Below are 22,789 nucleotides of genomic sequence, written 5' to 3' on the forward strand. Positions count from 1 at the left end.
GTTGGCCCTAGCTTCGGCGTCGTTTGGCCGTACAACTCGTACAAGCAGCCACTACTCAGTCAGAGCGCACAGCTTTAGGCTCCGTCGTCATGGACTGGACTGCGGTAATCCCACCGGTCGTGGGTGCATTTCTCAATGGCGTGATCTCTACTCTGGTCGCGCTCGTAGTGCTCTACAAGACTCGAAAGAGCAACTTCACACTCACAACGATGTCTATCGAGAACTCACGGCAGCTCGCGACAGCGCAGGCTGCTATCAAGGCGGGAGAAGATCTCGATGACGCCCTGTTTGACCTCGTCGAGAGGCTAAACGTCGAGGATCGGCAGAAGACCAAAGAGTGGGTCACGGAAATGAACCACGCATGGAACGAATTCACAAAGATCCGTCGTCGTGTTCTGCCCGCGATTCGGGATAATGATCTGCAGTCCTTCGTTCTCCGGGTAACTGACGCCTGCCTCCCGTATCTGCCGAGGAGTAGCCATCCATTCGACCGTGCCCGCGTTCTACGGAATACGAATGCTGTAGCCACGACACTGGGAAGCGTTTCCCAGGGCGTGCATGACTGGCGCTCAGAGGATGTACTAATCCGGGACGTCCCAGAAACGCTCATTGCGACTCTGAAGACCCAAGCAGTTCTACGGCCGTCGCGACTCGGCCACCCCAACGAAACGGCCTAATACGGATTCCAACCCTTCCGACTCTCACCGTTACGGAGGGACGAGATCCTCATCCGGACCTCATTGGCGAATTTCTCGCTCTCGCCAGCCTTCTGGCTCAGCCAGCTGACCATTAGGTACTCGCGGATTGAGCGCAGGGTTTCATAGCCGGGCCAGGCCATGATGTCGAAGCCGTAGATCTTGGTGAACTCGTCGTACTCGGCTTTGGTGTGCCAGCCAAAGCTGTCGTAGTACATGGCAGTCACGACCAGATCCCATTCGCGGGGGCCGATGGCGAAGCCGTCCAGGTCGAGCAAGATCGGTTGGCGGGATTGGTCGAGAATGACGTTGCCGACGCTGGCGTCACCGTGGATTACTCCAGCGGGTAGAACGAAATCAAGGCCGGCGTACGCCTTCTGCAGCTCTGGCAGTCGCTCGACCAGGTACGCCCGATCTGCCTCGTCAAGTCCGATGGCAGCATCGAGGCGCGGCATCACCCTGGTGAACGGCTCAAGCTGGGGGAGATCGAGACTCGCCGGAGCGTCCAGTGCGTGAAGCTGCTTTACCAGGTGCGCGACATCGGCAGGGGTTCCGTAGTCCTGCCGGTCTGAAATGGACTGCCAGAAGACCACGACACGATTGTCAACGACGACTGGCTGATCAACATGGACTGCGCGGGCGGCCGGATAGCTGACGGACTCCAGCCAGTCAGCAACGCCGATCTCTCGCCGGTAGCTGGCGACATCGGCAGCCGTACGTGCGACGCGCGCGACGATGGCGTCACGAAGGCGGTAGACCGCGTGTGAGCCGAGCCGCAGCAGCTCCGCGCCGTTGGCATCGATGCCGACCGTAGCGGCCGCACTTTCCAGCGTTGCCCGCGTACTTGCTTCCGTGAACTCAGCTCGATCAGCCATGCCAGTCACGCTACCGGGACACCAACCTTGGTCCAGCCGATGTGCGATACCTCGCGCCAAGTCCGGTACGTGCACACGCCCGTTCGCGTCTCGCTGCTGAATTGCTCTGTATTGGATCAAGGGCGCGCTCCGGTCGCCCGGCCCGCCACACCGCCGCTGCGGGCGACGCTGGGCGCCGTCCTCGGACGGCGGCCGCACCGGTCGGCCGGAGTCACGCCGCTCCGCACAGATGCATTCACCACGATCAGCACCAGGCTGAGCTGCCGACCATGCAGTCGAGCTGTCTGTGCTCGGGGGTCCTCGCTGGCCCCCGAAACCCCCTGGCGCCTCCGAGAAGCCCTCGACGTACAGCGGGTACGTGGCACTGGTTGGCCTTCCCTTCGACGCCAAAGGCGACCAGACCGGACTGCCAGGATCTACCGACACCCCCACGGCTGACCCTGGCAGTCCGGCCCGGTAGGTCTGCGACCGCCGACGGGAAGACCAACCAGGACCGCGAGAGGGTGGTGAAAACCCGGTACGGCCGTCGTGCAATTAGCGTGCGATTAGCCCAGGCCAAACAGGGTCTACGCAGGCCGTTCGGGGCCAGCTCGGCCCGGACATGCGAAAGCCCCGGGCGGACCTGCGGTGGAACGTTTGACATGGAAGGTGGTGAGAGTGGCCAGGGGCGGGGTCGAACCGCCGACCTTCCGATTTTCAGTCGGACGCTCGTACCAACTGAGCTACCTGGCCGCGGTGCCGGTCCAGATGCATGACCTGACCGACTGAGCGACCCCGACCGGGCTCGAACCGGCGACCTCCGCCGTGACAGGGCGGCGCGCTAACCAACTGCGCTACGGGGCCTAACTGGTGGTGCCTGCCTATCCTACGACCTCACGGTCGAGTACTCCCAACGGGATTCGAACCCGTGTTACCGCCTTGAAAGGGCGGCGTCCTAGGCCTCTGGACGATGGGAGCGGGACCTCAGCCATGATCGCACATCGGCCTCGACCGAATCTCACCCGCCCAACCAACTCCGTCGGAAGCCACGCCAGCATACGTGATCGCGTACGGGCCGCCGAAACCGGTACGCCGAGGTCCGTCACTCGGCGAGCGCGTAGGCGGCATGATGGCAGTGTGTTCGGGAACAGTGAGGCGCGGCGGCAGGCCGCCGACGCGGCCTTCGACGCGAAGTCGGCGGCCGCGCAGGCCTTCATTTCCATGGACACCACCCAGGACCACGTCGAGGCGCAGGTGCAGTCGTACGCGCAGCTGGACGGGGGTGTCTCCGGCCAGCGGATGCGGGTTGACCTGGGTCCGTTGCTGGCTGCCGCGGAGCAGGCATCGACGGCTTACCTGACGGCGGTCGAGCGGTGTCCGATCGAGCCGGACACGAAGGCGCCGGCGTTGCGGCAGGCCATCGGGGTGTTCTCCGGCGTACGGGATCAGCTGGCCGCGGCGGACGCGAACCTGCAGGCTTTCGAGTCGCGGATCGCGCCGGACCTGTCCCGGTTGGACGCGGCGTTGCAGGACCTCGCCGGGTCGCGGGCGCTGGCCCGGACCGGGCTGGAGAAGGCGCGGATGGCCGTGACAGGTCTCACCGCCGCCGGCTACACCTCGGCGGCGGTGGCGGCCAAGCTCGACGACGTGGAGCGGCGCTGGCGGGAGGTCAGCGCCGGGCCAGGACCCGGGCGCGACGGGCTGGCAGCGGCCGTCCAGGCGGCCAAGGACACCGCGACCGCGGCCGCCGGCGTGCAGTCGGCCGCGGCGGCGTACTTCGCGATGGTGGACGACACCCGCAAGCGGCTGCTCTCCACCGCTACCCGGATGGACGCGGTCGGGCAGCGGATCCCGCTCGCGGTCCAGTCGCTGTCGGACCTGCGACGGCGGTTCGCCCGCGGCTGCTCGGCCGATCTTGAGTACGTGCCGGACGACGCGCGCGAGGGTTTGGATGTGGCTAAGTCGGCGCTGGTCACCGCCGAGCGCTCCGCCAAGCGGGGCGCCTGGGAGGACGCGGCGACCGCGTTGCTGAACGCTCGCCGCCGGCTCGACGCGGCGGAGGCGGGGCTGCGGGCGGTGGACACCAGGGCCCGCGAGTTGGCGGACGTGGTGGCGCATCCGAAGCAGGGTGCCGACCGGGCCTGGTTCCAGGTACGGGACGCGCAGAAGTTCGTGCTGGCCGCGCCGGGTGGCGCGCGGCCCGAAGAAGTGCGCCAGTTGGACGCACTGGTCGCTCGGCTGGAGGCCGCGCCGTCGATGCTCGCCGGCGTCCATCCGGATTACTGGGCCTATTTGCAGGAGACGCGGACGATCTCCACTGAGGCCGACAAAGTCATCGAGCGGGCCAGGCAGCGGCTCTCACCCGCGCGATAGTCCACTGTGGACAGAGGGTGAGTTTTAGTTACTCAGCACGGCCATCGCGACGCGTACGATTTCGGCCACCAATTCCTCCTGGTCGATGCCGCCGTCGGCGATCGTCCACTGGTGCACCATTTCGTTGATCGCGCCGATCAGCCCCAGCGAGCTGAGCCGGTAATCGCGGGGCGGTGCCTCGCCGCGTGCGGCGGCCCGCTCGGCCTCGCCGACCAGCAGGTCGACGTAGTTGTTCCGCCAGCCCATCCGGAACTGCTCAACGGCCTGACTGACCCCGATGACCTCGACATATGCCAGCCGGGCCCAGCGCGGGTCCTCGGCCATGGTCCGTACGTACGCCCGGATCGCCCGCTCCACCCGGGGCCGCATCGACTCCTGCGCGGTGTCGGTCAGTGCGACTCCGATGGCGACCGCAGCTTCTTCCAGGATGCGGCCGTAAAGCGCGATCAACAACGCCTCCCGGCCGGTGAACTCCTCGTAGAAGTTGCGGGTGGAGACTCCGGCTCGTGCACACAGCTTCTCGATCGAGCTGGACGGATATCCGGCGGTGCCGAAAAGCTCCAGGCCGGCCTGCATCAGTCGCTCGCGTCGCTCGGCCTTGCGATCGGAGGCCCGGCGACCGCCGTACGCGCGTGGCCGCGCGGCGTCGGTGTTCACTGCTTCTGAGCTGTTCACTGGTCCAGGTTACGGCACTTGTCGGATTCTCCAAGTCATTGCTCGATAGTACGGTTGACCAATTCCCCTCCCCGACCCGCTCGCATTGTGCAATCTTCGGCGTTATTGCTGGTGAAGGGCGTTGTAAGATAGTTCTTGCGGGCGCGTCGGTCCACAAAGTACAAACCCTCATTGATCTCCGATTGTCATCACCAGCAGGAATTTTATGAGCAAAACCGCCGCGGTCGAAGTCATGGAGACAGCGGCGATGAGGGCGCGGACGTAGGCTGGATATCAGGAGAGAATCGAAGCCGGAAAGAGGCATTTCGAATGGCTGTCGAGATCGATCAGATGACCGGCGCACTCCGCCGGATCGCGCCGCTGTTGGATGTTCGATCAGACGAGTTGCAGATCCGACAAGGGTATTTCGACCTTCTTGTTGACGTGCCAGTGACCTCCACCGGTCGGGCCCAGTCGCTGTGGCTCAATCAAACCGGCGCGGCCGCGTACGATCTCCTGCACCCGATCGCCCGGGCGATCGCGCCGGACACCCGCAGGGTGCCGGAGCGGCTCGACCTGGAGTGGGGTGCCACGGTGCTCGACCTTGGCTGCGGCCCGGCGAACATCACTGTCGGGCTGGCCCGCGCGGTCGGCGAACGCGGTTTGGTGATCGGGCTGGACGTGTCGGAGAAGATGCTGGCGCGGGCGATAGCGCGAACGAGCGAGTCGAACGTTGGATATGTGCGAGCCGACGCCGAGCGGCTGCCGCTGCGGGCCGAGACGGTCGACGCGCTCTGCTGCTCGGTCGTCCTGCAGTTGGTGGAAGACCTGGACGCGGTGTTCGACCACATCGACCGGGTGTTGCGGCCCGGCGGCCGGGTCGCGCTGGCCGCGACGGCGGCCGGTTACGGATTGTCGCGGCAAATAGCGCCGTATGTCGGCAACTTCGCTGGCGCGCACATGTTCGAGCCGGAGGAGATGCCGACTTTGCTGGCTGATCGGGGTTTCACCAACATCAAGACGCGGACGTACGCGATGCTCCAGTTCGTCGACGCTCGTAAACCTCGCTAGCAGCCCCTCGACATCGCGTCCGTACGAGGTCACGCTTGACGTCCGCCAGATTGCGGCAAGGTTTGTACGCAGGAGGTCTCCGTGCGAGGCGATCCTCGCCGGCGCCGGACGTGATCGGCCCGGACGGTCGATCCGGGACGCCAACGACCGGGTGATCGCCACCCTTGGCATGAGCGTGCCGGCGCGTACGGTCAGGGTGGCGGACATTCACGCCGACTTCCTGCCGGCGGTCGTCGCGGCCGCCGCCGAGATCAGCAAGCGGCTGGGCGCCCTGCCAGCCGATGACAACGAAGCCGGCCGATGACGATGAGAGGCAGCCTTCTATGCGTGATGCGGTGATCTGCGAGCCCGTTCGGACCCCGGTCGGGCGTTTTGGCGGAATGTTCCGGGACGTGCCGGCGCTGGAGCTGGCCGCCACCGTGATTGCCGAGCTGGTCCGGCGTACGGGCATCGCTCCGGCCGCCATCGACGACGTGATTTTCGGGCAGTGCTATCCCAACGGCGAGGCGCCGGCGATCGGTCGGGTCGCCGGGCTGGACGCTGGCCTGCCGGTGACCGTGCCGGGTTTACAGCTCGACCGGCGATGCGGCTCGGGTTTGCAGGCCGTCATCGATGCGGCAATGCGCGTACAAACCGGCGCCTGTGACGTTGTTTTGGCCGGTGGAGCGGAAAGTATGAGCCAGGCCGAGTTCTACACCGACCGCATCCGGTGGGGGGTGAAAGGCGGCGGTGTGGAGCTGGTCGACCGGCTGGCCCGCGGACGGGTGACCGCGGGCGGAAAATTCCACCCGGTGCCGGGCGGAATGCTGGAGACCGCCGAAAACCTGCGCCGCGAATACGGCATTGGCCGCGAAGAGCAGGACGAGCTGGCCCTCGGGTCGCACCAGCGGGCGGTCGCCGCCATTGCCGCCGGCCGGTTCGCTGACGAGATCGTACCGATCACCATCCCTGGAAAACGCGGAAAACCTGACCAGGTGCTCGACCGCGACGAGCATCCGCGGGAGGACGCCAGCCTGGAGTCGCTCGCGAAACTACGGCCGGTGATGGTCAAGCAGGACGCCGAATCGACCGTGACGGCCGGAAACGCCAGTGGGCAAAACGATGGTGCCGCGGTTTGTCTGGTGACTACCCCAGAAAAGGCCGCCGAACTCGGTCTGCGCCCGCTCGCTCGGCTGGTCAGCTGGGCCAGCGCCGGGGTGCCGCCGGAGACGATGGGCATCGGTCCCGTACCAGCGACCGAGCGCGCCCTCGGCCGCGCCGGGCTGAAGCTGTCGGATATCGACCTCATCGAGCTCAACGAGGCTTTCGCTGCCCAGGTGCTCGCGGTGACTCGCGAATGGAAATTCACTGAGAAGGATTTCGAGCGTACGAACGTGAACGGCTCCGGGATCTCCCTCGGTCACCCGGTCGGCGCCACCGGCTGCCGGATCCTGGCCACCCTGCTGCGGGAGATGGATCGCCGGGAAGCGCGCTATGGCTTGGAAACGATGTGCATCGGTGGCGGTCAGGGGCTGGCCGCCGTATTCGAACGGGTGGTGTGATGGCAGATCTGAGCGACCTGACCGAGGAGGTCGTACGCAGCTTCGACACCGCTGGGGACAGGTTGCGGACGGTAACTCAGAGCCTGGTCAGGCACTTGCATTCCTTTATCGCCGAAGTTGATCTGACCGAGGCCGAGTGGGCCTACGCGATCGACTTTCTCACCCGTACCGGCCACATCACCGATGACAAACGGCAGGAGTTCATCTTGCTGTCCGATGTCCTGGGCGCCTCCATGGCCACCATCAAGGTCAACCACCCAGCCGGCGGAAAAGTCACCGAATCCACCGTGCTCGGGCCGTTTTTCGTTTCCGACTCACCGGATTTCGTGAACGGCGACGATATTTCCCAGGGTGCCGCCGGTCAGCCCTGTTACGTGAGCGGTGTGGTACGTGACGAGGACGGGAATCTCGTCCCGAATGCGTTCATGGAGGTCTGGCAGGCCGACGAGGACGGCTTTTACGACGTACAGTATCCCGGCCTGGACACGGCCCAGGGTCGTGGCCGGCTGAGCGCGGCCGACGACGGCCGTTTCTGGTTCTGGACCGTCCATCCGGAGGCGTATCCGATCCCCACCGACGGCCCGGTCGGCGAGTTGTTGACCGCGGCCGGCCGCCATCCGATGCGGCCGGCACACATTCATTTCAAGGTGGACGCCGCCGGCTTCGACACTCTGATCACCCACGTTTTCGCGGCAGACAGCAAATACCTGGACTCCGACGCGGTGTTCGGCGTGAAGCGGTCGCTGATCACGCCATTCACCATGCAGAACCCAGGCGTCGCCCCCGACGGGAAAACCATGGATGTTCCCTATTATTTGGTCACTTTCGACATCGTCCTAGCCCGCGCCAGCTAGCCCATCCAGGCCTGGATGGGCCAGCTGGCGCACGCCAAGGACAGCGTCAAAGCCCGAGCTGTTGCAGCCGGATGCTGATCCGGTTGTCGGTGGAGACCACCGGTGCTTCCTTGCTGACCCAGGGGTCGCCGCCGAAATACGTCTTGAAGATCTTCTCCGCCGTACGGGTCGACAGCGCCTGGTTGGACAGTGTCGGGTTCGGCCCGCCGAGGCCGTTGGACAGCGCCGAGTTGTCCGCGATGAAGAGCCGCTTCACGAAACGCGCCTCACCGTTCGCGTCCAGCACCGAGTTGGTGTCCGACGTACCCATCCGCATCGACGACTGGACGTGCAGGATCAGCGGCGCCCAGTCGATCCGGATGACCTTCTTCGCACCTGCTCCGCGCAACAGTTGTACGGCCTTGTTGGCCATGAACTCGCGGTTCGCGAGTGTCCGGGCGGTCCGCTGGCGGCCGTGGAACTCGACCTTCGCGATGGGCCCGTTGGCGTCCGCCGGCAGCGCCGAGCGAACCACTCGGTTCTGCGCTTCCACGTCGTCGTCGGTGATGACCAGTACGTTCAACAGCCGGTCGATGCCGTGGCTCATGATCTCCATGAGCTCCTTGCCGACCGGGCGGCCGGTGGGGCCGTCCCACGAGCCGGTCTTGCCGCGACCGTTGTCGTACCCGCCGCGGACACCGGAGTCGGACAGCATCAACGTGAACGCTTCCAGCGCCGGCGGCAACCCGACGTTCTCCAGGCCACCGTGACCGGGGAAGTCGCACCGGGCCGACGAGCCGACGCCCTTGCTGTTGCCGGTGTAGTCGTCCATCAGGCCGACCACCCAGTCGAAGAAGTGGTCGGTGTAGCCGCGGCCTACCCAGTCGTTCGGGTTCGGCAGGTTGCTGTTCAGCCACAGTCGCGGGTTTTCCGTACAACCACCGGACATCACCACCACCTTGGCGTCCTCGCGGTGCAGGTCGCCGGTGGCGTTGTCCCGCCAGGTCACGCCAGTCGCGGTGGTGACGCCGTTCTTTTCCTCGTAATGCACCTGATTCACGAACGCGTCGGTCATCAGGGTGACCGGCTTGCCGCCCTTGGCCCACACGTCCGCGGTCAGCGCCATCGGCACATAGCTGTTGTCAGTGGAGCGCTTGGCGATCTGGTTCCGCGGCGCGTTCACCGGCTGCATGCAGCCCTGGAAACAGAAACCGCAGAACGTGCAACCGGTCGCCTTGGGATAGACCAGCAGGTCGGTTTTGTTGGTCTTGCCGGCATTGCCGCCCGGCTGCAGGATCGCGTTCTCCTGCGGACGGTAGCCGAAGCCGTGCGCGTCCTTGGTCTTCTGTACGGGCACACCGAGGGTTTCGCAGCCCCGGAAATAGACCTCTTCCTTGGTCCCCATCGCCGCGGTCTGCACCGGCGCGGTCGCCTCGACCCACTCGAAGTAGGGGATCATTTCGTTGTACGAGAACGGGAAGACGTGCTCGGTGTCGTACGCGGCCTTGTCGGCGCCGCCGTATCCCTGGAAAACTCCTGGATACGCCCGCGGGTAGTTCCCGTAATAGTGCTGGGTCGTGCCGCCGACGCCGGAAAGCTGCCAGAGGAACGAGTTCTGGCTGGTTTCCCGGAACCACGCCGGCTTGCTGCGATCACCCGGGCCGAACCGGAGGAACCCGGTCAGCGGGTTGTTCGCGTCGTTCTCGTAATGCGTCCATTCCTTGCGCGGATGGGCATAACGCGGGCCGGCCTCCAACAGCAGGACGTCCAGCCCCTTCGCGGCCAGCTCCTTGGCCACCACCGGGCCGCCCCCGCCGGCACCAATCACGATGACGTCGCGCATCAGCCCTCCACCTTCTTACGGCCCTGGTAATAGCCCTTGAACTCGTCCCAGCCCTCGGCGATCCCGTCGTAGCCGGTGATCGTCCAGCCGACCGGCTTGCCGGTGAGAGTCCTGGTTTGCTTGTTGTAGACGGCATATTCGGTGAACGAGCCGTAGCCGGAGAACTCGATCAGCGCGCCGCCGACGAATTTCAGTACGCCGGACAGCGACTGGTGCAGCGGCTCGGGCAGGTTCACGTCCAGGGCCTGCACCAGATCGGAGTCGGTGCCCTCCAGCAGGCTCATGGTCTTGGCCTTGTCGGCCCAGCTCAGCCGGCTGAACGGAGACACGAACAAGCCGTGCAGCGAGGCCGGGTTGACCTGGGTGGCGAGCAGGTTCAGCGTCATCGCGATGATCAGCGACAACGGCACCGTCTCGTCGGTGGTCAGGATCCGCTTGAGCGCCTCGTCGACGGTGTTCAGCTGCAGCGGGAGCAGCCTGGTCAGGTCGCCGGGCAGCGGGATCTTGTCGTCCGCGACGGCGGTCGCGAGCGCCGCGGCCACCGGACGTACGTACTCGTTCGGCAGCGGTACGAAGTTGTCCAGCGCGCCCATCAGGAAGTCAGGCGTCTTTGCCTGGATGGCGCCGGCGCCGGCGGTCGACACGCCCTGCGCTTTGGAGTACGGGTCGGAGCCGGGCACCACGAAGGTGGTGAGGCCGTTGATCGTGTCGCGGGCCAACTCCTGCAGTGCCGGCCGGAGCAACGCGATGACCGGGTCGATGCCGGCCTGCTTGGTCTCGCCGGAGGCGAACGGCAGGCCGGTCACCGTGGGCACGATGGCCCCGGCGGCCACCGCGGCTCCGAGCACGCCGGCGCGAGCCAGGAAGGCCCGGCGCGTCAGCTGCTTTCTGTGGGTCGTCATTGAACCCTCTCTTCCGGTGCGTACGAGCCACGCGTACGCGGGCAAACCGGGCCGCCGGGGCAGGCGGGTCCGGCGGACCGGCGCGGGGCTTGCGTCGGACCTGAGATGCATATCACTCAAAATCGGCTAATCCCCTAAACCGGACGCCCAGTCTTGGTGTCGGTTTGTTGGGCAGATCGCCCAAGCGGACGCGGGAGCAGCTCCGCAGATGCGGTGTTATCGCAGCTCAAGTGCCGCTAATGCGAGTCGGAGCTGAACCTGTCCGCGTGGGTCGTACATCGGCACCACCAGCAGATCTTCGAGCCGGTGCAGCCGGTTCAGCACGGTGTTGCGGTGGCAGTAGAGGCGTTCGGCGGTGTTGCTGGCCGAGCAGTTCGCGTCCAGCCAGGCCCGCAGGGTGTCGATGAGCATGTCGCTCTCCCGCTGCGGCAGCGCGAACAGTGGGCCGAGCGCGCAGGTGACCAGCCGAGCGGCCAGCTCTGGCGACTCGACCAGCAGGGCCTCCTGTAGGCGGTCGTCCAGGCTCGCGACCTGGGTGGTGCCACGGCGTACGGTCCGCAGCGCCAGCAGCGCGAGCCGATAGCCGGTCGCCACCTCGACCAGGCCGTGCACCCGCGGCGACAGTCCGACCGGGCCGCGGGCGATCCGCTCCAACAGCATGATCAGGCCGGTCAGCGCCGGCTGCGGCACCACCACCAAGCCGGTCAGGGTTTCCGACCGCTGCTGCCACAGCGACCGGATGCCGCGGATCGCCAGCATGTCCCCGGGCGTACGCAGGCTCGGCCGCCCGTCCTCGCTGGCCGCCGCGGTCACCACCACGTAGGTGGCGTCGACCGGCAGATCCAGCGCGTCCGCGGCGGCCCGGGCCACGACAGTGTCCTCGCCGCGGTTCGCCAGCAGGTCGTCGAGCAGCGCGTACCGCCGCTGCTCGTCCGTCCGCAGCAGCTCCAGCTCGGCCCGCCGATACGCGCCGGCCACCTCGGCGGAAACCGAGTCAATCATCGCCCAGACCGTGCTGGCTAGGTCCAACAACGAGTCGCGGTCGATGCCGTCGTCGCGTTTGGCCAGGTCGACCAGCGCTTCCCAAAGCACCCGACCGCCGAGACGGTACGTGGAAAGGACGGTGTCCAGCGGCACCTGCTGCTCGGCGCGCAGCCGGCCGGTCTGCCGGGCGGTGTCGAAGAGGTGGCCGCCCACCGGCTCGCCACTGCCGAGGATGCGCAGCAGCGACGCGAGGTTGTCCTCACAGCACCGGCGCACCTCCTGCCGGGGGAGCCCGGCGGAGTTGTTGGCCGTGTGACTGTCATGGGGAAGATCGGAAAGCAGCTGGTCCGCGAGTTCGTCCACCCGCCGCAGCAGGACGCCAGCCAGCTGGCTGACCTGGTCAAAGCTCGCGGTCCTGGCCGCACTGCCAGTCATGTCGTCACCGTACGGGCAGACCTCGACACACCATAACCACCCAATTGGGCGGGGCCGGCCAGATCTGGGAGGCTGGGCGTACGCACAGCTCGGGCACAGGAAGCCCACAGGCCCGACACATCGGGCGCGGCCAAAATGGGGGCATGTCGATGGTTAATGCCGCGCCAGGCCAACCTGTCACCAACGGCGAGCCGGTCGCCGTGACGCAACCCTCGCGACTGCGGCGGTCCGACGGGGAACCGATCCGGGTTCTCGTGGTCGACGACGAGCAGACGCTGGCTGAGCTGATCTCGATGGCGTTGAGGTACGAGGACTGGGAAGTACGCAGTGCCGGCGACGGTGGCGCGGCCATCCGGGTGGCCCGCGAGTTCCGGCCGGACGTCGTCGTACTCGACGTGATGCTGCCGGACATCGACGGCCTGGAGGTGCTGCGCCGGATGCGCGCCGACACTCCCCGGATTCCGGTGCTGTTCCTGACCGCGAAAGATGCCGTCGAGGACCGGATCGCCGGCCTGACCGCCGGTGGCGACGATTACGTGACCAAGCCGTTCAGTCTGGAGGAAGTCGTGCTCCGGTTGCGCGGGCTGCTGCGCCGGGCACACATCACCGAGGAAACTGACAGCGCCCAGATCGTCGTCGGCGACCTGACCCTGAACGAGGACAGCCGGGAAGTACGCCGGGCCGGCCAACTGGTCAGCCTGACCGCGACCGAGTTCGAGCTGCTGCGGTTCCTGATGCGCAACCCGAAGCGGGTGCTGAGCAAGATGCAGATCCTGGACCGGGTGTGGAATTACGACTTCGGCGGCCAGGCGAATATCGTGGAACTCTATATCTCTTACCTGCGCAAGAAAATCGACGCTGGGCGGCCGCCGATGATCCACACCATGCGCGGCGCGGGCTACGTGCTCAAGCCGGGAGCGGACCAAGGATCGTGACCAGCGCGGCCAAACCCGAAGCCGACCAGACGGTGTCCGGTCAGCTTCGGCGCGCGTTGCACCCGGGTGGTTGGTCGCTGCGCGGCCGGTTGTTGGGCCAGTTGGTCGCATTGGTGGCGGTGGCGTGCGTCGTGATGGGGGTCGTCACCGAGGTCGGCCTGCGGACGTTCCTGCTCGACAAGCTCAACGGTCAGCTCGCTGGCTCGATCCAACGCGTGGACTCGCCGATTGGAGGGGACCAAGGGCAGCTGCCGCTCGGGCCGCCGACTTCGGGACGGCTTCGGTTTTTGGGTGGTGGGGCGGGAACCGCGATCGTCGTGATCGACAACGGGACTGTGACGGACGCGTACACGATCAACCAGCAGAACTATGGAAAACCGGTCAAGCTGCCGCCTGATGCGCTGGCCGCGATGGAGACCGTGCAGGTCGGCAAGCGTCCGAGTACGGTGGATCTCGGCGGGTCGCTCGGCGCTCACCAAGTCATTGCCGTTGCTTCCGACAGGACACCCGGCAGAGTCCTGATTGTCGGACTCTCGGTCGTCGACATCAACAGCACTTTGCTGTCCACCGGGTTGATCATGCTCGGGGTGGCGTTGATCGCGGTGCTGCTGACTGCTTTGGCCGGTGAGCTGATCATTCGCTATACGTTGACCCCGCTGCGAAGAGTAGCGGCGACCGCGAGCCGGGTGGCCGAGTTGCCGTTGGAACGCGGCGAAGTCGCGTTGTCCGTACGAGTGGCGGACCGGGACACCAATCCCCGTACCGAAGTAGGCCAGGTCGGCTCCGCGCTCAACCGGATGTTGGGCCATATAGCCAATGCGCTGGCCGTACGACATGCCAGTGAGATGCGGGTCCGCAAGTTCGTGGCGGACGCGAGCCACGAGTTGCGTACGCCGTTGGCCGCCATTCGCGGTTACGCCGAGCTGACCCGCCGGTCCGGCGACAAGGTGCCGCCGGACATCGCCCGGGCGATGGACCGAGTCGAGTCCGAGTCGATCCGGATGACCGCGCTGGTCGAGGATTTGTTGCTGCTGGCCAGATTGGACGCCGGCCGGCCGCTGCGCCGGCAGCCGGTCGACCTGACCCAGCTGGCCGTCGACTCGGTCAGCGACGCGCATGTGGCCGGGCCGGACCACAAGTGGCGGATCACCGTTCCGGACATACCGGTGATCGTCCCCGGCGACGAGCCGCGGTTGCGGCAGGTGCTCGCGAACCTGCTGGCGAACGCGCGTACGCACACGCCGACCGGGACGACGGTGGAAGTCGCGATCGCCCAGCTGGACACCGGCGAAGTGCGGATCTCGGTCACCGACGACGGCCCCGGCATCCCGCCGAGCCTGTTGCCGGAGGTGTTCGAGCGGTTCGCCCGCGGCGACAGCTCCCGCTCGCGAGCCGCCGGCAGCACCGGGCTGGGCCTGTCGATCGTGGCCGCCGTGGTGACCGCCCACCGCGGCAACGTCACGGTGACCAGCCGGCCGGGCCACACCGAGTTCGCGGTCCACATACCCAGCGAGGACTGACCTAACACCGAAACGGGACCCCTCCCGGCGAAGCTGTGAAATCCTTTCCCGGTGAGCCCGCCGACCGATGAAGCGACCGCGCCGCCTTGGAATTCGCACGGGCTCGCGTACGTGCCTTCGGTACTGGCTCGGCCGGTCATCCTGACGGTGGCGGCCGGGCTGTGGATGGCGCTCGGCGCGGTGGGCGTGGTGCTGGCCCTGTGGTTTGTTGGGCAGTGGTTGCGTACGGGTGGAGACCCGGACTGGCTGCCGTTTTTCATCGGTCTTTTCCTGCTGTCCCTCACCGTTGGGTGTCTGGGATGGGGGTTGCTGCGGGGAATCCCCTGGACCCGAGTCGCCCTGACCTTCGTCGGCGCACCGTTCCTGGTCAGCGGCTGCGGCAGCCTGTTCGCCATCGCGGCGATGGTCCTGATGCACCTGCCACCGAGCGGTGTCTGGCTGGTCCAACGGCCAGATCGGCGGCGGCCGATGGACGAGGACTATTTGAGCGCGTACGACGTGAGGTCCGCCGACTCGCTGCCGGTCAACATCCGCGAGGAGCTGGCCCTACGGGACGAGTGGAAGGCCGGCATCACCGACCGAGCCCGCCACCTGGCCGCCTGGGGGATCGTGTTCGCGGTGGTGGTCGACGGCCAGGACCGGCGATACCAGGTGCTCGGCGCGGACGGCCGCGGCGAGCTGCCGGAGGGCATCGACGGGTCGTTGACCGCGGCCGACATTCACGCGGTCGCACCCGGCGTGATGCACGCGGCGCTGCGGATCGTGGCGCACGTCGAGCGCGAAGCCGCGGTCCGACCGGAGCTGGGACTGCGGGTCGAGGCGATGGCGGCTGGTTCCGGGCTCTGCCCACATTGCCTTCCAACGCTGGAAAATCTGGGTATTGATGTGGAGGAAGTCCGATGACCAGCCGGTTGCACGCGCTCGACGCCAGTCGTTCCCGCCGACTGAGCGCCAGTGGTGCTCGGATGCAGCGAAAGGCGGCCCACGCGGTGGTTGTCCGGGCCGGCGAAGCGACTTCCGCCCACCACCGGCTGGACCTGCTCGCCGCGCTCGAAGCCGGGCAGTACGGCGACGGTCCGCTGCGCTCGGCGATCGACCAAGCCCGCCGGGACGTACGAGCGAACGCCCGTCACGACGAGACGCTCTACCGCCTGGCCTGCGCTTATGGCGCCGCTTGGTGGGCGCTGGACCCGGATCCGGAGGTGGCTTCCCAGCAGGCCGTCTACCTGGCCAGCTTCGCGGTCCCGGACGGCAGCATCGCGCTGGTGCTTGACGACGTGCTGACTGTCGGGGTCACCCACTAGGTTTTCCCGGGTGGACCTTGGATTGGCTGGGAAACGGGCTTTCGTCACCGCGAGCACGGGTGGCATCGGCGCGGCGATCGCCGGCCGGCTGGCCGCGGAAGGCTGCGCGGTGCTGCTGCACGGCCGTGACGCGGCCCGCGCGGGGAAGCTGGCGCGCGAGCTGGGCGGTGGTGCGCAGGCCATTCTCGGGGATCTGAGCAACCCGGTTTCGGCGACGGATGTCTGCACGTATGCGACGGCTTGGCGCCCGGACATTCTGGTCGCCAATGCCGGACCTTTTGTTGAACGGGACTGGGAAAGCACGACGCCGGCCGACTGGGCGAGCAGCTTCGAGGGCAACCTGGTCTCGACCGTGCGGGTGGTCCAGGCTGTGCTGCCAAGCATGCGCCAGCGCGGCTGGGGCCGGGTGATCACCATCGGCAGCCGGGCCGCGGTGAGCCCGTTGGAGAACATGGTCGACTACTCGGCGGCCAAAGCCGCGCTGGTGAACGCGACCGGGAGCCTCGCGCGGCACCTGAGCGGCACCGGCATCACCGCCAACACGGTCAGCCCCGGGGTCATTCTCACGCCGGGCCTTCGGCGAATGTTCCAGGAGCGGGCCGGCGGCGACGACTGGGAGAAGCTGGCCGCCGCGTACGCGCCGAATCCGGCTGGCCGGCTCGGCACCGGCGACGACATCGCCGCCGCGGTCGCGTTCCTGGCCAGTCCGCTGGCCGGCTATGTCAACGGCACCAACCTGCGAGTCGACGGCGGCCTGCGTTAGGGCGTGCTTGGAGACAAGCGTTAAATCCGCACAGGTCGGACACAGGGCGTCCACATAGCCGGCACAGCCGCCGTCTGGACGCTAGGTAGGCATGACGACCGATGTGTTCCCGGCCGATATCGTCCAGCCCGCGCCGACCACCCAGGCCCGCAGTGACGCGTGGTGGGTACGACCATCGCTGCTGGTCTTGTTGGTAGGCACGGCTTTCCTCTATCTGTGGGGCCTCGGTGCATCCGGCTGGGCGAACTCCTTCTATTCGGCCGCCGTGCAGGCCGGTACGCAGAGCTGGGAGGCGTTCTTCTTCGGCTCGTCGGACGCGGCCAACGCGATCACGGTGGACAAGTCGCCGCTGGCACTGTGGCCGATGGTGATCGCGGCCCGGATCTTCGGGGTCAGTTCCTGGAGCATTTTGGTTCCGCAGGCGCTGGAAGGGATTGCCTGCGTTGGTTTGCTTTATGCGACCGTACGCCGGTGGTTCGGCCCAGCGGCCGGGCTGCTCGCCGGAGCGGCGCTGGCGGTGACCCCGGTCGCGGTTTTGATGTTCCGCTTCAACAATCCAGACGCGCTGCTGGTGCTTTTGCTGGTGGCTGGCGCGTACGCGTGCACCCGGGCGGTCGAGAGCGGGCACACCAAATGGCTGCTGCTGGCCGGATCGTGCGTTGGTTTTGGCTTCCTGGCAAAGATGTTGCAGGCGCTGCTGGTGGTACCCGCCTTTGGTCTGGTCTATCTCGTGGCGGCGCCGACACCGTTGCGTAAACGGATCTGGCAGTTGTTGCTGGCCGGCCTGGCGATGGTCGGGTCCGCCGGTTGGTGGCTCGCGATCGTCCAGCTGTGGCCGGCCGCGGACCGGCCGTACATCGGTGGCTCGCAGACCAACAGCATCCTGGAACTTGCCTTGGGCTACAACGGTTTCGGTCGGCTGACCGGTGACGAAACCGGCGGGTTGGGCAACCTGAACCAGGACGCCGGGCTGTTTCGGCTGTTCGGCTCGGAAATGGGTGGCCAGATCTCGTGGCTGCTGCCGGCCGCGTTGTTGCTGCTGGTTGCTTTGCTGTGGGTGAGCGGAAAAGCGCCGCGGACCGACCGTACTCGTGCGGCCGTTTTGTTGTGGGGTGGCTGGTTGTTGGTCACCGGCCTGGTTTTCAGCTTCTCCCAGGGCATCATCCACCCGTATTACACGGTGGCCCTGGCGCCCGCGATCGCCGCGCTGATCGGCATCGGCGCGGTGATTTTCTGGCGTCAGCGCGAACAACTCGACGCGCGGCTGGTGTTGGCCGCGGTGGTCGGGGTGACCGCGATCTGGTCGTTTTCGTTGCTGTCCGAGGCCAGCGACTGGCAGCCGTGGTTGCGGTATGCGGTGGTGGTGGCTGGGGTGGTGGCGATGATCGCGCTGGCGACCAGCAATCGCGCGGTGCGCTGGCTGGTCGCCGCCGGGGCCGCGGTGGCGGTGGTCGCGATGGTCGGCGGCTCCGCCGGCTATGCCGTACAAACCGCCGCGACTGTCCACAGTGGAGCGATCCCGTCCGCCGGCCCGGCCAGTGCCGGCGGCGGCAGGTTCCGGGGTGCTCCGGGAGGTACGAGCAATAACCCGCCTGCTGGGAGCGCTGGCCAGCCGGGGGCGCCCACCTTGGGCAATCGGCCGTCCGGGGCCGTCGCTGGCGGCCCGGGTGGGTTCGGTGGCGGCGCTGGCGGTAGACGGGGTGGTCTCGGTGGCGGCGGTGCGGGTGGCGGGCTGCTCGACGCTGGTACCCCGCCGGCGGCCGTCACGGCGCTGCTGAAGCAGAACAGCGGCTCGTACACGTGGGCGGCCGCGGTGGTCATGTCGAACAGCGCGGCCGGCTATCAGCTGGCCAGCGGCCTGCCGGTGATGGCGGTGGGCGGTTTCAACGGCACCGATCCGGCGCCGACGCTCGCCCAGTTCCAGGCCGAGGTGGCCGCGCACAAGATCCACTACTTCATTGGTTCGGGCGGTGGTTTTGGTAGCGGTGGTTTTGGTGGCAGGGCCGCGTCCGGCGGCGGCAGCGACGCGGCGCAGCAGATCGCCACTTGGGTGGCGGCGCACTACAAGGCGCAGACCGTTGGCGGCGTGACGCTCTACGACCTGTCATGAATTTACCAAGTAATGGCAAGGAAAGCCTCGCCAGGAGCGCCAAAGGTAGCGTTTTGGTAACCGGGATGAAACGGATGAAGGCACTCATAGGTGATTCACAGCCGCACCATATGGGGGCCATAGCCGCGAACCAGATCGTCAAAGGCATGACGACGACATCCTCATCCCAGCCGGCCGGCGCCAGAATACTGGCGCTGGACCCGGCGGGACCCGTCCTGGACGTGGTCATCCCGGTCTATAACGAGCAGGTCGACCTGGGGCCGTCGGTGCACCGGCTGCATGGCTACCTGGCGGCGAACTTCCCCTACCCGTACCGGATCACCATCGTGGATAACGCGAGCACCGACCGGACCCCGACGGTCGCGGCGGCGCTGGACGACCAGTACGCCGAGGTGGCCTTCCTGCGGCTGGTGGAGAAGGGCCGCGGCCGGGCACTGAAGGCGGCCTGGACCCAGTCGGACGCGGCCGTGCTGGCGTACATGGACGTGGACCTGTCCACCGATCTCGCCGCTCTGCTGCCGCTGGTGGCACCGCTGATCACCGGCCATTCGGACCTCGCCATCGGTACCCGGCTGGCCGGCGGATCGCGGGTGGTCCGCGGCCCGAAGCGGGAGTTCATTTCCCGCTCGTACAACCTCATTCTGCGCGGTGCGCTCGGCGCCCGGTTTTCCGATGCGCAGTGCGGATTCAAGGCCATTCGGGCCGATGTCGCCGAGCATTTGCTGCCGATGGTGCAGGACACCGGCTGGTTTTTCGACACCGAGCTGCTGGTGCTCGCGCAGCGGGCCGGGTTGCGGACCCACGAGGTCCCGGTGGACTGGGTGGACGACCCGGACAGCCGGGTCGACATCGTGTCCACCGCGGTCGCCGACCTCAAAGGCGTCTGGCGGGTCGGTCGTGGCCTCGCCACCGGCGCGATCCCGGTCAGCCAGGTCTACCGGCAGCTCGGCCGGGCACCGCTGGAACAGCCACCGACGAACGTGTCGGCCGGATTTTTCCGCCAGGTCGTACGATTCTGCGGGATCGGCGTCGCCAGCACGGCCGCCTACGCGGTGCTCTACATCCTGCTTCGTACGGTCATCGGCGCACAGGGTGCGAACCTGCTGGCCCTGCTGATCACCGCGGTCGCCAACACGGCCGCCAACCGCCGGCTCACTTTCGGTATTCGTGGCGCCCAGGGCGCCGGACTGCATCAGCTGCAGGGACTCTTTGTTTTCGCGCTGGGCCTGGCATTGACCAGCGGCAGCCTTTTCGTCCTGCACCAGTTGGTCGCCGAGCCGGTCCGCTGGCTGGAGCTGGGGGTGCTGGTAGTGGCGAACCTGGTGGCGACGATGCTGCGGTTCGTACTGCTCCGTGGTTGGGTTTTCAAGACTGGCAAAGCGATTCAGGAGATTAAGTGACGACAGTGGAAAGAGCCCGCGCGGGGTGGCGCGGGCCCGCCGAACAGCCGGTCTGGATCAGGCCGGCTGTTGCCGTGTTGCTGGCCGTGACGGCCATTCTCTATCTGTGGAATCTGGGTGCGTCCGGCAACGCGAACGATTTCTATGCCGCCGCTGTGCAGGCCGGCACCCAGAGCTGGAAGGCGATGTTTTTCGGTGCGCTGGATCCACAGAACTTCATCACGGTCGACAAGCCGCCGGCGGCCTTCTGGATTATGGCGTTGTCCGGCCGGATCTTCGGCTTCAGCAGCTGGAGCATGCTGGTCCCGCAGGCATTAGAAGGAGTCGCCGCTGTTTTTCTCTTGTACGCGGCGGTGAAACGATGGGCCGGGCCGGTGGCCGGGCTGATCGCCGGCGCGATCTTCGCGCTCACCCCGGTCGCCGTGTTGATGTTCAAGTTCAACAACCCGGACGCTTTCCTGACGCTGTTGGTGGTGGCCGCTGGCTACTGTGTCGTACGAGCAATGGAGAAGGGCAGCACCTACTGGCTGCTGCTGGCTGGAACCGCGGTGGGTTTTGGCTTCCTGGCGAAGATGTTGCAGGCCTTCCTGGTCGTGCCGGCCTTCGGTCTGGTCTACCTGGTGGCCGCGCCGACCGGGCTGTGGCGGCGGATCTGGCAGCTGCTCGCGGCCGGTGGCGCGATCGTGGTGGCGGCCGGCTGGTGGCTGCTGATCGTCGCGCTGGTGCCGGCGTCGCAGCGGCCGTATGTCGGTGGCTCCACTAACAACACTCCGTTGGAGCTCGCTTTTGGCTACAACGGCCTGGAACGAATCTTCGGCGGTGAGCACGGCGGGCCCGGTGGTGGTGCTGGTGGGGTGCCGGCCCGGATCGCTCAGGAATTCGGCCAAGCAGCTGGTCGGCAGGGTGCCGCTGCTGGCGGTTTTGGTGGCGGCGGCGGATCTGGAGGTGGTGCTTTTGGTGGCTTTGGTGGTGCGACTGGCATTACCCGACTCTTCAGTGACAGCTTTGGGACCCAGGTCTCCTGGCTGCTGCCGGCCGCACTGATCGGGCTCGCTGCCGTGCTGTGGCTGACGTGGCGCGCGCCGCGTACCGATCTGGTCCGAGCCGGGTTGCTGCTGTGGGGCGGCTGGATGCTGGTAAGCGGGGTGGTTTTCAGTTACATGCAAGGCATTATCCACCCGTACTACACCATTGAGATGGCGCCGGGCATCGCCGCCACAGCGGGCATGACGGTGGTTTATCTGTGGCGTCGAAGGGCGGAATGGATCCCGCGGATCGTTTTGGCAGGGATGTCAGTAGTCACCGGCGGTTGGGCGTATGTGCTGATCAACCGGACGAACTGGGCTCCGGCACTGGCCTACATCGCTGCCGTCGCTGGAATTCTGGCCGCGATGGCCCTCCTGCTCGGGCTGGCCGGGAGGCGTTGGCTGGTGATCGGTGCAGTGGCTCTCGCGGTGGTCACGGCCTTCACCGGCACTGCCGCGTACGCGGGGCAGACGGCAGTCACCGCGCACACCGGCGGGAGCCCGACCGCTGGGCCGGGCGGCGGCGGTTTCGGTGGTGGCTTCCCGGGTAATGGGGGAGGTCCTGCCGGTGGTTTCGCTGATCGCCGGGTCCAGCGACCCGGCGCCGGACAGCCCGCTGCTGGCGCCGGACTTGGCGATCGCGGGGGCACCACTAACAGTGCGTTGGTGAAGTTGTTGCAGGCCAGTAAAACCCGTTGGGCAGCGGCGACGGTGGGGTCGCAGGAGGCGGCTCCGCTGGAGCTCTCCAGCAAGGCTGCGGTGATGGCGATCGGTGGTTTCTCCGGTGGGGATCCAGCGCCCACCCTGGCCCAGTTCCAGCAGTACGTCACCCAAAACGAGGTGCATTACTACATCCCCAGCAATCGTGGTGGTGGACCCGCTGGACCTGGTGCCCCGGCTAGCGCGGCCGCGAGCCGGGCCGGAGGCAGCGGTTTCGCGGGCTTCGGGCGAGGAAACCCGGCGATCACCTCCTGGGTTACCGCCCATTTCAAACCACTAACCGTCGGCGGGGAAACCGTCTACGACCTAACCCAACCCGCTCCATAACCGCCGCGCCCGCACTCGACGTTGAGTGTGGGACAAAACCCCACACTCAACGTCGAGTGCGGGCTTTTATCCCACACTCGACGCGACCCAGCCCGCTCACGTCACCCACGCGGGACCCAGCCCGCTCACCTCACCCCGCGCGGAACCGCAACTTTTCACCCAAAGTTGGTCAACTTCCGACGGTCCCAGCCCCGTTCGGCGCCATCGGCCGGCAGGCCGATTGTCGCCCCTCCGGCAGGGGCGTCGCTCTTTGGAGGCCCCGCGCTTTTTGCGGGGCCTCCAAAGAGCGACTCTCGTAGCCGTAGTCGACGGCGCCCGCGCCGAAGGCGCCAGAAATATCGGGGGCATCGGCAGTAGGCACGGAAAACCCTACCTCGACACCGGTCTTTGGTGTCGAGGTAGGGTTTTCCGTGCCTGGTAGACGAGGCATCCACACCCTCGTGGACACTGCTCTTAACCCGGGCGCTGGCTTTCGCGGTGGACACTGCTCTTAACCCGGG

General features: G+C 66.8%; 19 protein-coding genes and 3 tRNA genes. 14 read left to right on the top strand and 8 right to left on the bottom strand.

What is annotated here, in order from left to right; genetic code table 11:
• Positions 1-89 precede the first annotated feature (89 nt).
• Entirely contained in the window at positions 90-677 is a 588-nt protein-coding gene (locus ABD301_RS40850) for a hypothetical protein (protein ID WP_163569422.1), read from the top strand.
• On the opposite strand, the gene ABD301_RS40855 is transcribed toward ABD301_RS40850, so the two are convergent.
• From ABD301_RS40855 to ABD301_RS40870, 4 genes are all read right to left on the bottom strand, one after another.
• Complete coding sequence (locus ABD301_RS40855; protein ID WP_344315399.1) at positions 674-1,570, bottom strand: phosphotransferase; 897 nt, start codon at positions 1,568-1,570, stop codon at positions 674-676. The genes ABD301_RS40850 and ABD301_RS40855 overlap by 4 nt on opposite strands.
• Before the next feature lie 658 nt (positions 1,571-2,228).
• Positions 2,229-2,302 (bottom strand) — tRNA-Phe (locus tag ABD301_RS40860).
• Between the two features lie 37 nt (positions 2,303-2,339).
• Positions 2,340-2,413 (bottom strand) — tRNA-Asp (locus ABD301_RS40865).
• 41 nt (positions 2,414-2,454) lie between these two features.
• Positions 2,455-2,527, bottom strand: a tRNA-Glu gene (locus ABD301_RS40870).
• Between the two features lie 159 nt (positions 2,528-2,686).
• Here ABD301_RS40870 and ABD301_RS40875 point away from each other — a divergent pair.
• Complete coding sequence (locus ABD301_RS40875; RefSeq protein ID WP_344315400.1) at positions 2,687-3,922, top strand: hypothetical protein; 1,236 nt, start codon at positions 2,687-2,689, stop codon at positions 3,920-3,922.
• A gap of 24 nt (positions 3,923-3,946) precedes the next feature.
• On the opposite strand, the gene ABD301_RS40880 is transcribed toward ABD301_RS40875, so the two are convergent.
• Positions 3,947-4,597, bottom strand: a complete 651-nt coding sequence (locus ABD301_RS40880) for a TetR/AcrR family transcriptional regulator (RefSeq protein WP_279581055.1) — start codon at positions 4,595-4,597, stop codon at positions 3,947-3,949.
• Between the two features lie 309 nt (positions 4,598-4,906).
• On the opposite strand from ABD301_RS40880, the gene ABD301_RS40885 reads away from it, so the two are divergent.
• From ABD301_RS40885 to ABD301_RS40900, 4 genes are all read left to right on the top strand, one after another.
• Entirely contained in the window at positions 4,907-5,647 is a 741-nt protein-coding gene (locus tag ABD301_RS40885; protein ID WP_344315401.1) for a methyltransferase domain-containing protein, read from the top strand.
• A 151-nt stretch (positions 5,648-5,798) separates the two neighbouring features.
• Positions 5,799-5,951 carry a hypothetical protein gene (locus ABD301_RS40890; protein WP_163569418.1) on the top strand — a complete coding sequence of 51 codons (153 nt, stop codon included), beginning with the start codon at positions 5,799-5,801 and terminating at the stop codon, positions 5,949-5,951.
• Positions 5,952-5,970: 19 nt separating this feature from the next.
• Positions 5,971-7,188: an acetyl-CoA C-acetyltransferase gene (locus ABD301_RS40895; protein WP_344315402.1), complete on the top strand. Its 1,218-nt coding sequence runs from the start codon at positions 5,971-5,973 to the stop codon at positions 7,186-7,188.
• Positions 7,188-8,042: a dioxygenase family protein gene (locus ABD301_RS40900; RefSeq protein WP_344315403.1), complete on the top strand. Its 855-nt coding sequence runs from the start codon at positions 7,188-7,190 to the stop codon at positions 8,040-8,042. The genes ABD301_RS40895 and ABD301_RS40900 overlap by 1 nt, the downstream gene beginning before the upstream one ends.
• Positions 8,043-8,088: 46 nt before the next feature.
• Here ABD301_RS40900 and ABD301_RS40905 read toward each other — a convergent pair whose 3' ends face one another.
• The 3 genes from ABD301_RS40905 to ABD301_RS40915 all read right to left on the bottom strand — a co-directional run bounded on the left by ABD301_RS40905 (position 8,089) and on the right by ABD301_RS40915 (position 12,185).
• Positions 8,089-9,864: a GMC family oxidoreductase N-terminal domain-containing protein gene (locus tag ABD301_RS40905; protein ID WP_344315404.1), complete on the bottom strand. Its 1,776-nt coding sequence runs from the start codon at positions 9,862-9,864 to the stop codon at positions 8,089-8,091.
• A complete protein-coding gene (locus ABD301_RS40910) occupies positions 9,864-10,766 on the bottom strand; it encodes a twin-arginine translocation signal domain-containing protein (protein ID WP_163569417.1) in 903 nt (300 codons plus the stop codon). The genes ABD301_RS40905 and ABD301_RS40910 overlap by 1 nt, the downstream gene beginning before the upstream one ends.
• Positions 10,767-10,982: 216 nt before the next feature.
• On the bottom strand, positions 10,983-12,185 hold the full coding sequence (locus ABD301_RS40915; RefSeq protein WP_344315405.1) for a PucR family transcriptional regulator: 1,203 nt from the start codon (positions 12,183-12,185) through the stop codon (positions 10,983-10,985).
• A gap of 218 nt (positions 12,186-12,403) precedes the next feature.
• Between ABD301_RS40915 and ABD301_RS40920 the strand changes: the two genes are divergently transcribed.
• From ABD301_RS40920 to ABD301_RS40955, 8 genes are all read left to right on the top strand, one after another.
• Positions 12,404-13,120 (top strand): response regulator transcription factor, encoded by a 717-nt coding sequence (locus ABD301_RS40920; protein WP_344315411.1) that lies wholly within the window; start codon positions 12,404-12,406, stop codon positions 13,118-13,120.
• Positions 13,117-14,640: a sensor histidine kinase gene (locus ABD301_RS40925; RefSeq protein ID WP_425552029.1), complete on the top strand. Its 1,524-nt coding sequence runs from the start codon at positions 13,117-13,119 to the stop codon at positions 14,638-14,640. Before ABD301_RS40920 ends, ABD301_RS40925 begins: the two co-directional genes overlap by 4 nt.
• A 51-nt stretch (positions 14,641-14,691) precedes the next feature.
• Positions 14,692-15,543, top strand: a complete 852-nt coding sequence (locus tag ABD301_RS40930) for a hypothetical protein (protein ID WP_344315406.1) — start codon at positions 14,692-14,694, stop codon at positions 15,541-15,543.
• Positions 15,540-15,944 carry a hypothetical protein gene (locus ABD301_RS40935; RefSeq protein WP_163573858.1) on the top strand — a complete coding sequence of 135 codons (405 nt, stop codon included), beginning with the start codon at positions 15,540-15,542 and terminating at the stop codon, positions 15,942-15,944. Before ABD301_RS40930 ends, ABD301_RS40935 begins: the two co-directional genes overlap by 4 nt.
• Before the next feature lie 10 nt (positions 15,945-15,954).
• Positions 15,955-16,707 (top strand): SDR family NAD(P)-dependent oxidoreductase, encoded by a 753-nt coding sequence (locus ABD301_RS40940; RefSeq protein ID WP_163573859.1) that lies wholly within the window; start codon positions 15,955-15,957, stop codon positions 16,705-16,707.
• Between the two features lie 91 nt (positions 16,708-16,798).
• Positions 16,799-18,817: an ArnT family glycosyltransferase gene (locus ABD301_RS40945; protein ID WP_344315407.1), complete on the top strand. Its 2,019-nt coding sequence runs from the start codon at positions 16,799-16,801 to the stop codon at positions 18,815-18,817.
• 146 nt (positions 18,818-18,963) lie between these two features.
• Positions 18,964-20,217 (top strand): bifunctional glycosyltransferase family 2/GtrA family protein, encoded by a 1,254-nt coding sequence (locus ABD301_RS40950; protein WP_344315408.1) that lies wholly within the window; start codon positions 18,964-18,966, stop codon positions 20,215-20,217.
• A complete protein-coding gene (locus ABD301_RS40955; RefSeq protein ID WP_344315409.1) occupies positions 20,214-22,289 on the top strand; it encodes an ArnT family glycosyltransferase in 2,076 nt (691 codons plus the stop codon). The genes ABD301_RS40950 and ABD301_RS40955 overlap by 4 nt, the downstream gene beginning before the upstream one ends.
• The last annotated feature ends 500 nt before the right edge of the window (positions 22,290-22,789 follow it).

Origin of the sequence: Fodinicola feengrottensis, from assembly GCF_039530045.1 — a bacterium.
Classification (GTDB): Bacteria; Actinomycetota; Actinomycetes; order Mycobacteriales; family HKI-0501; genus Fodinicola; species Fodinicola feengrottensis.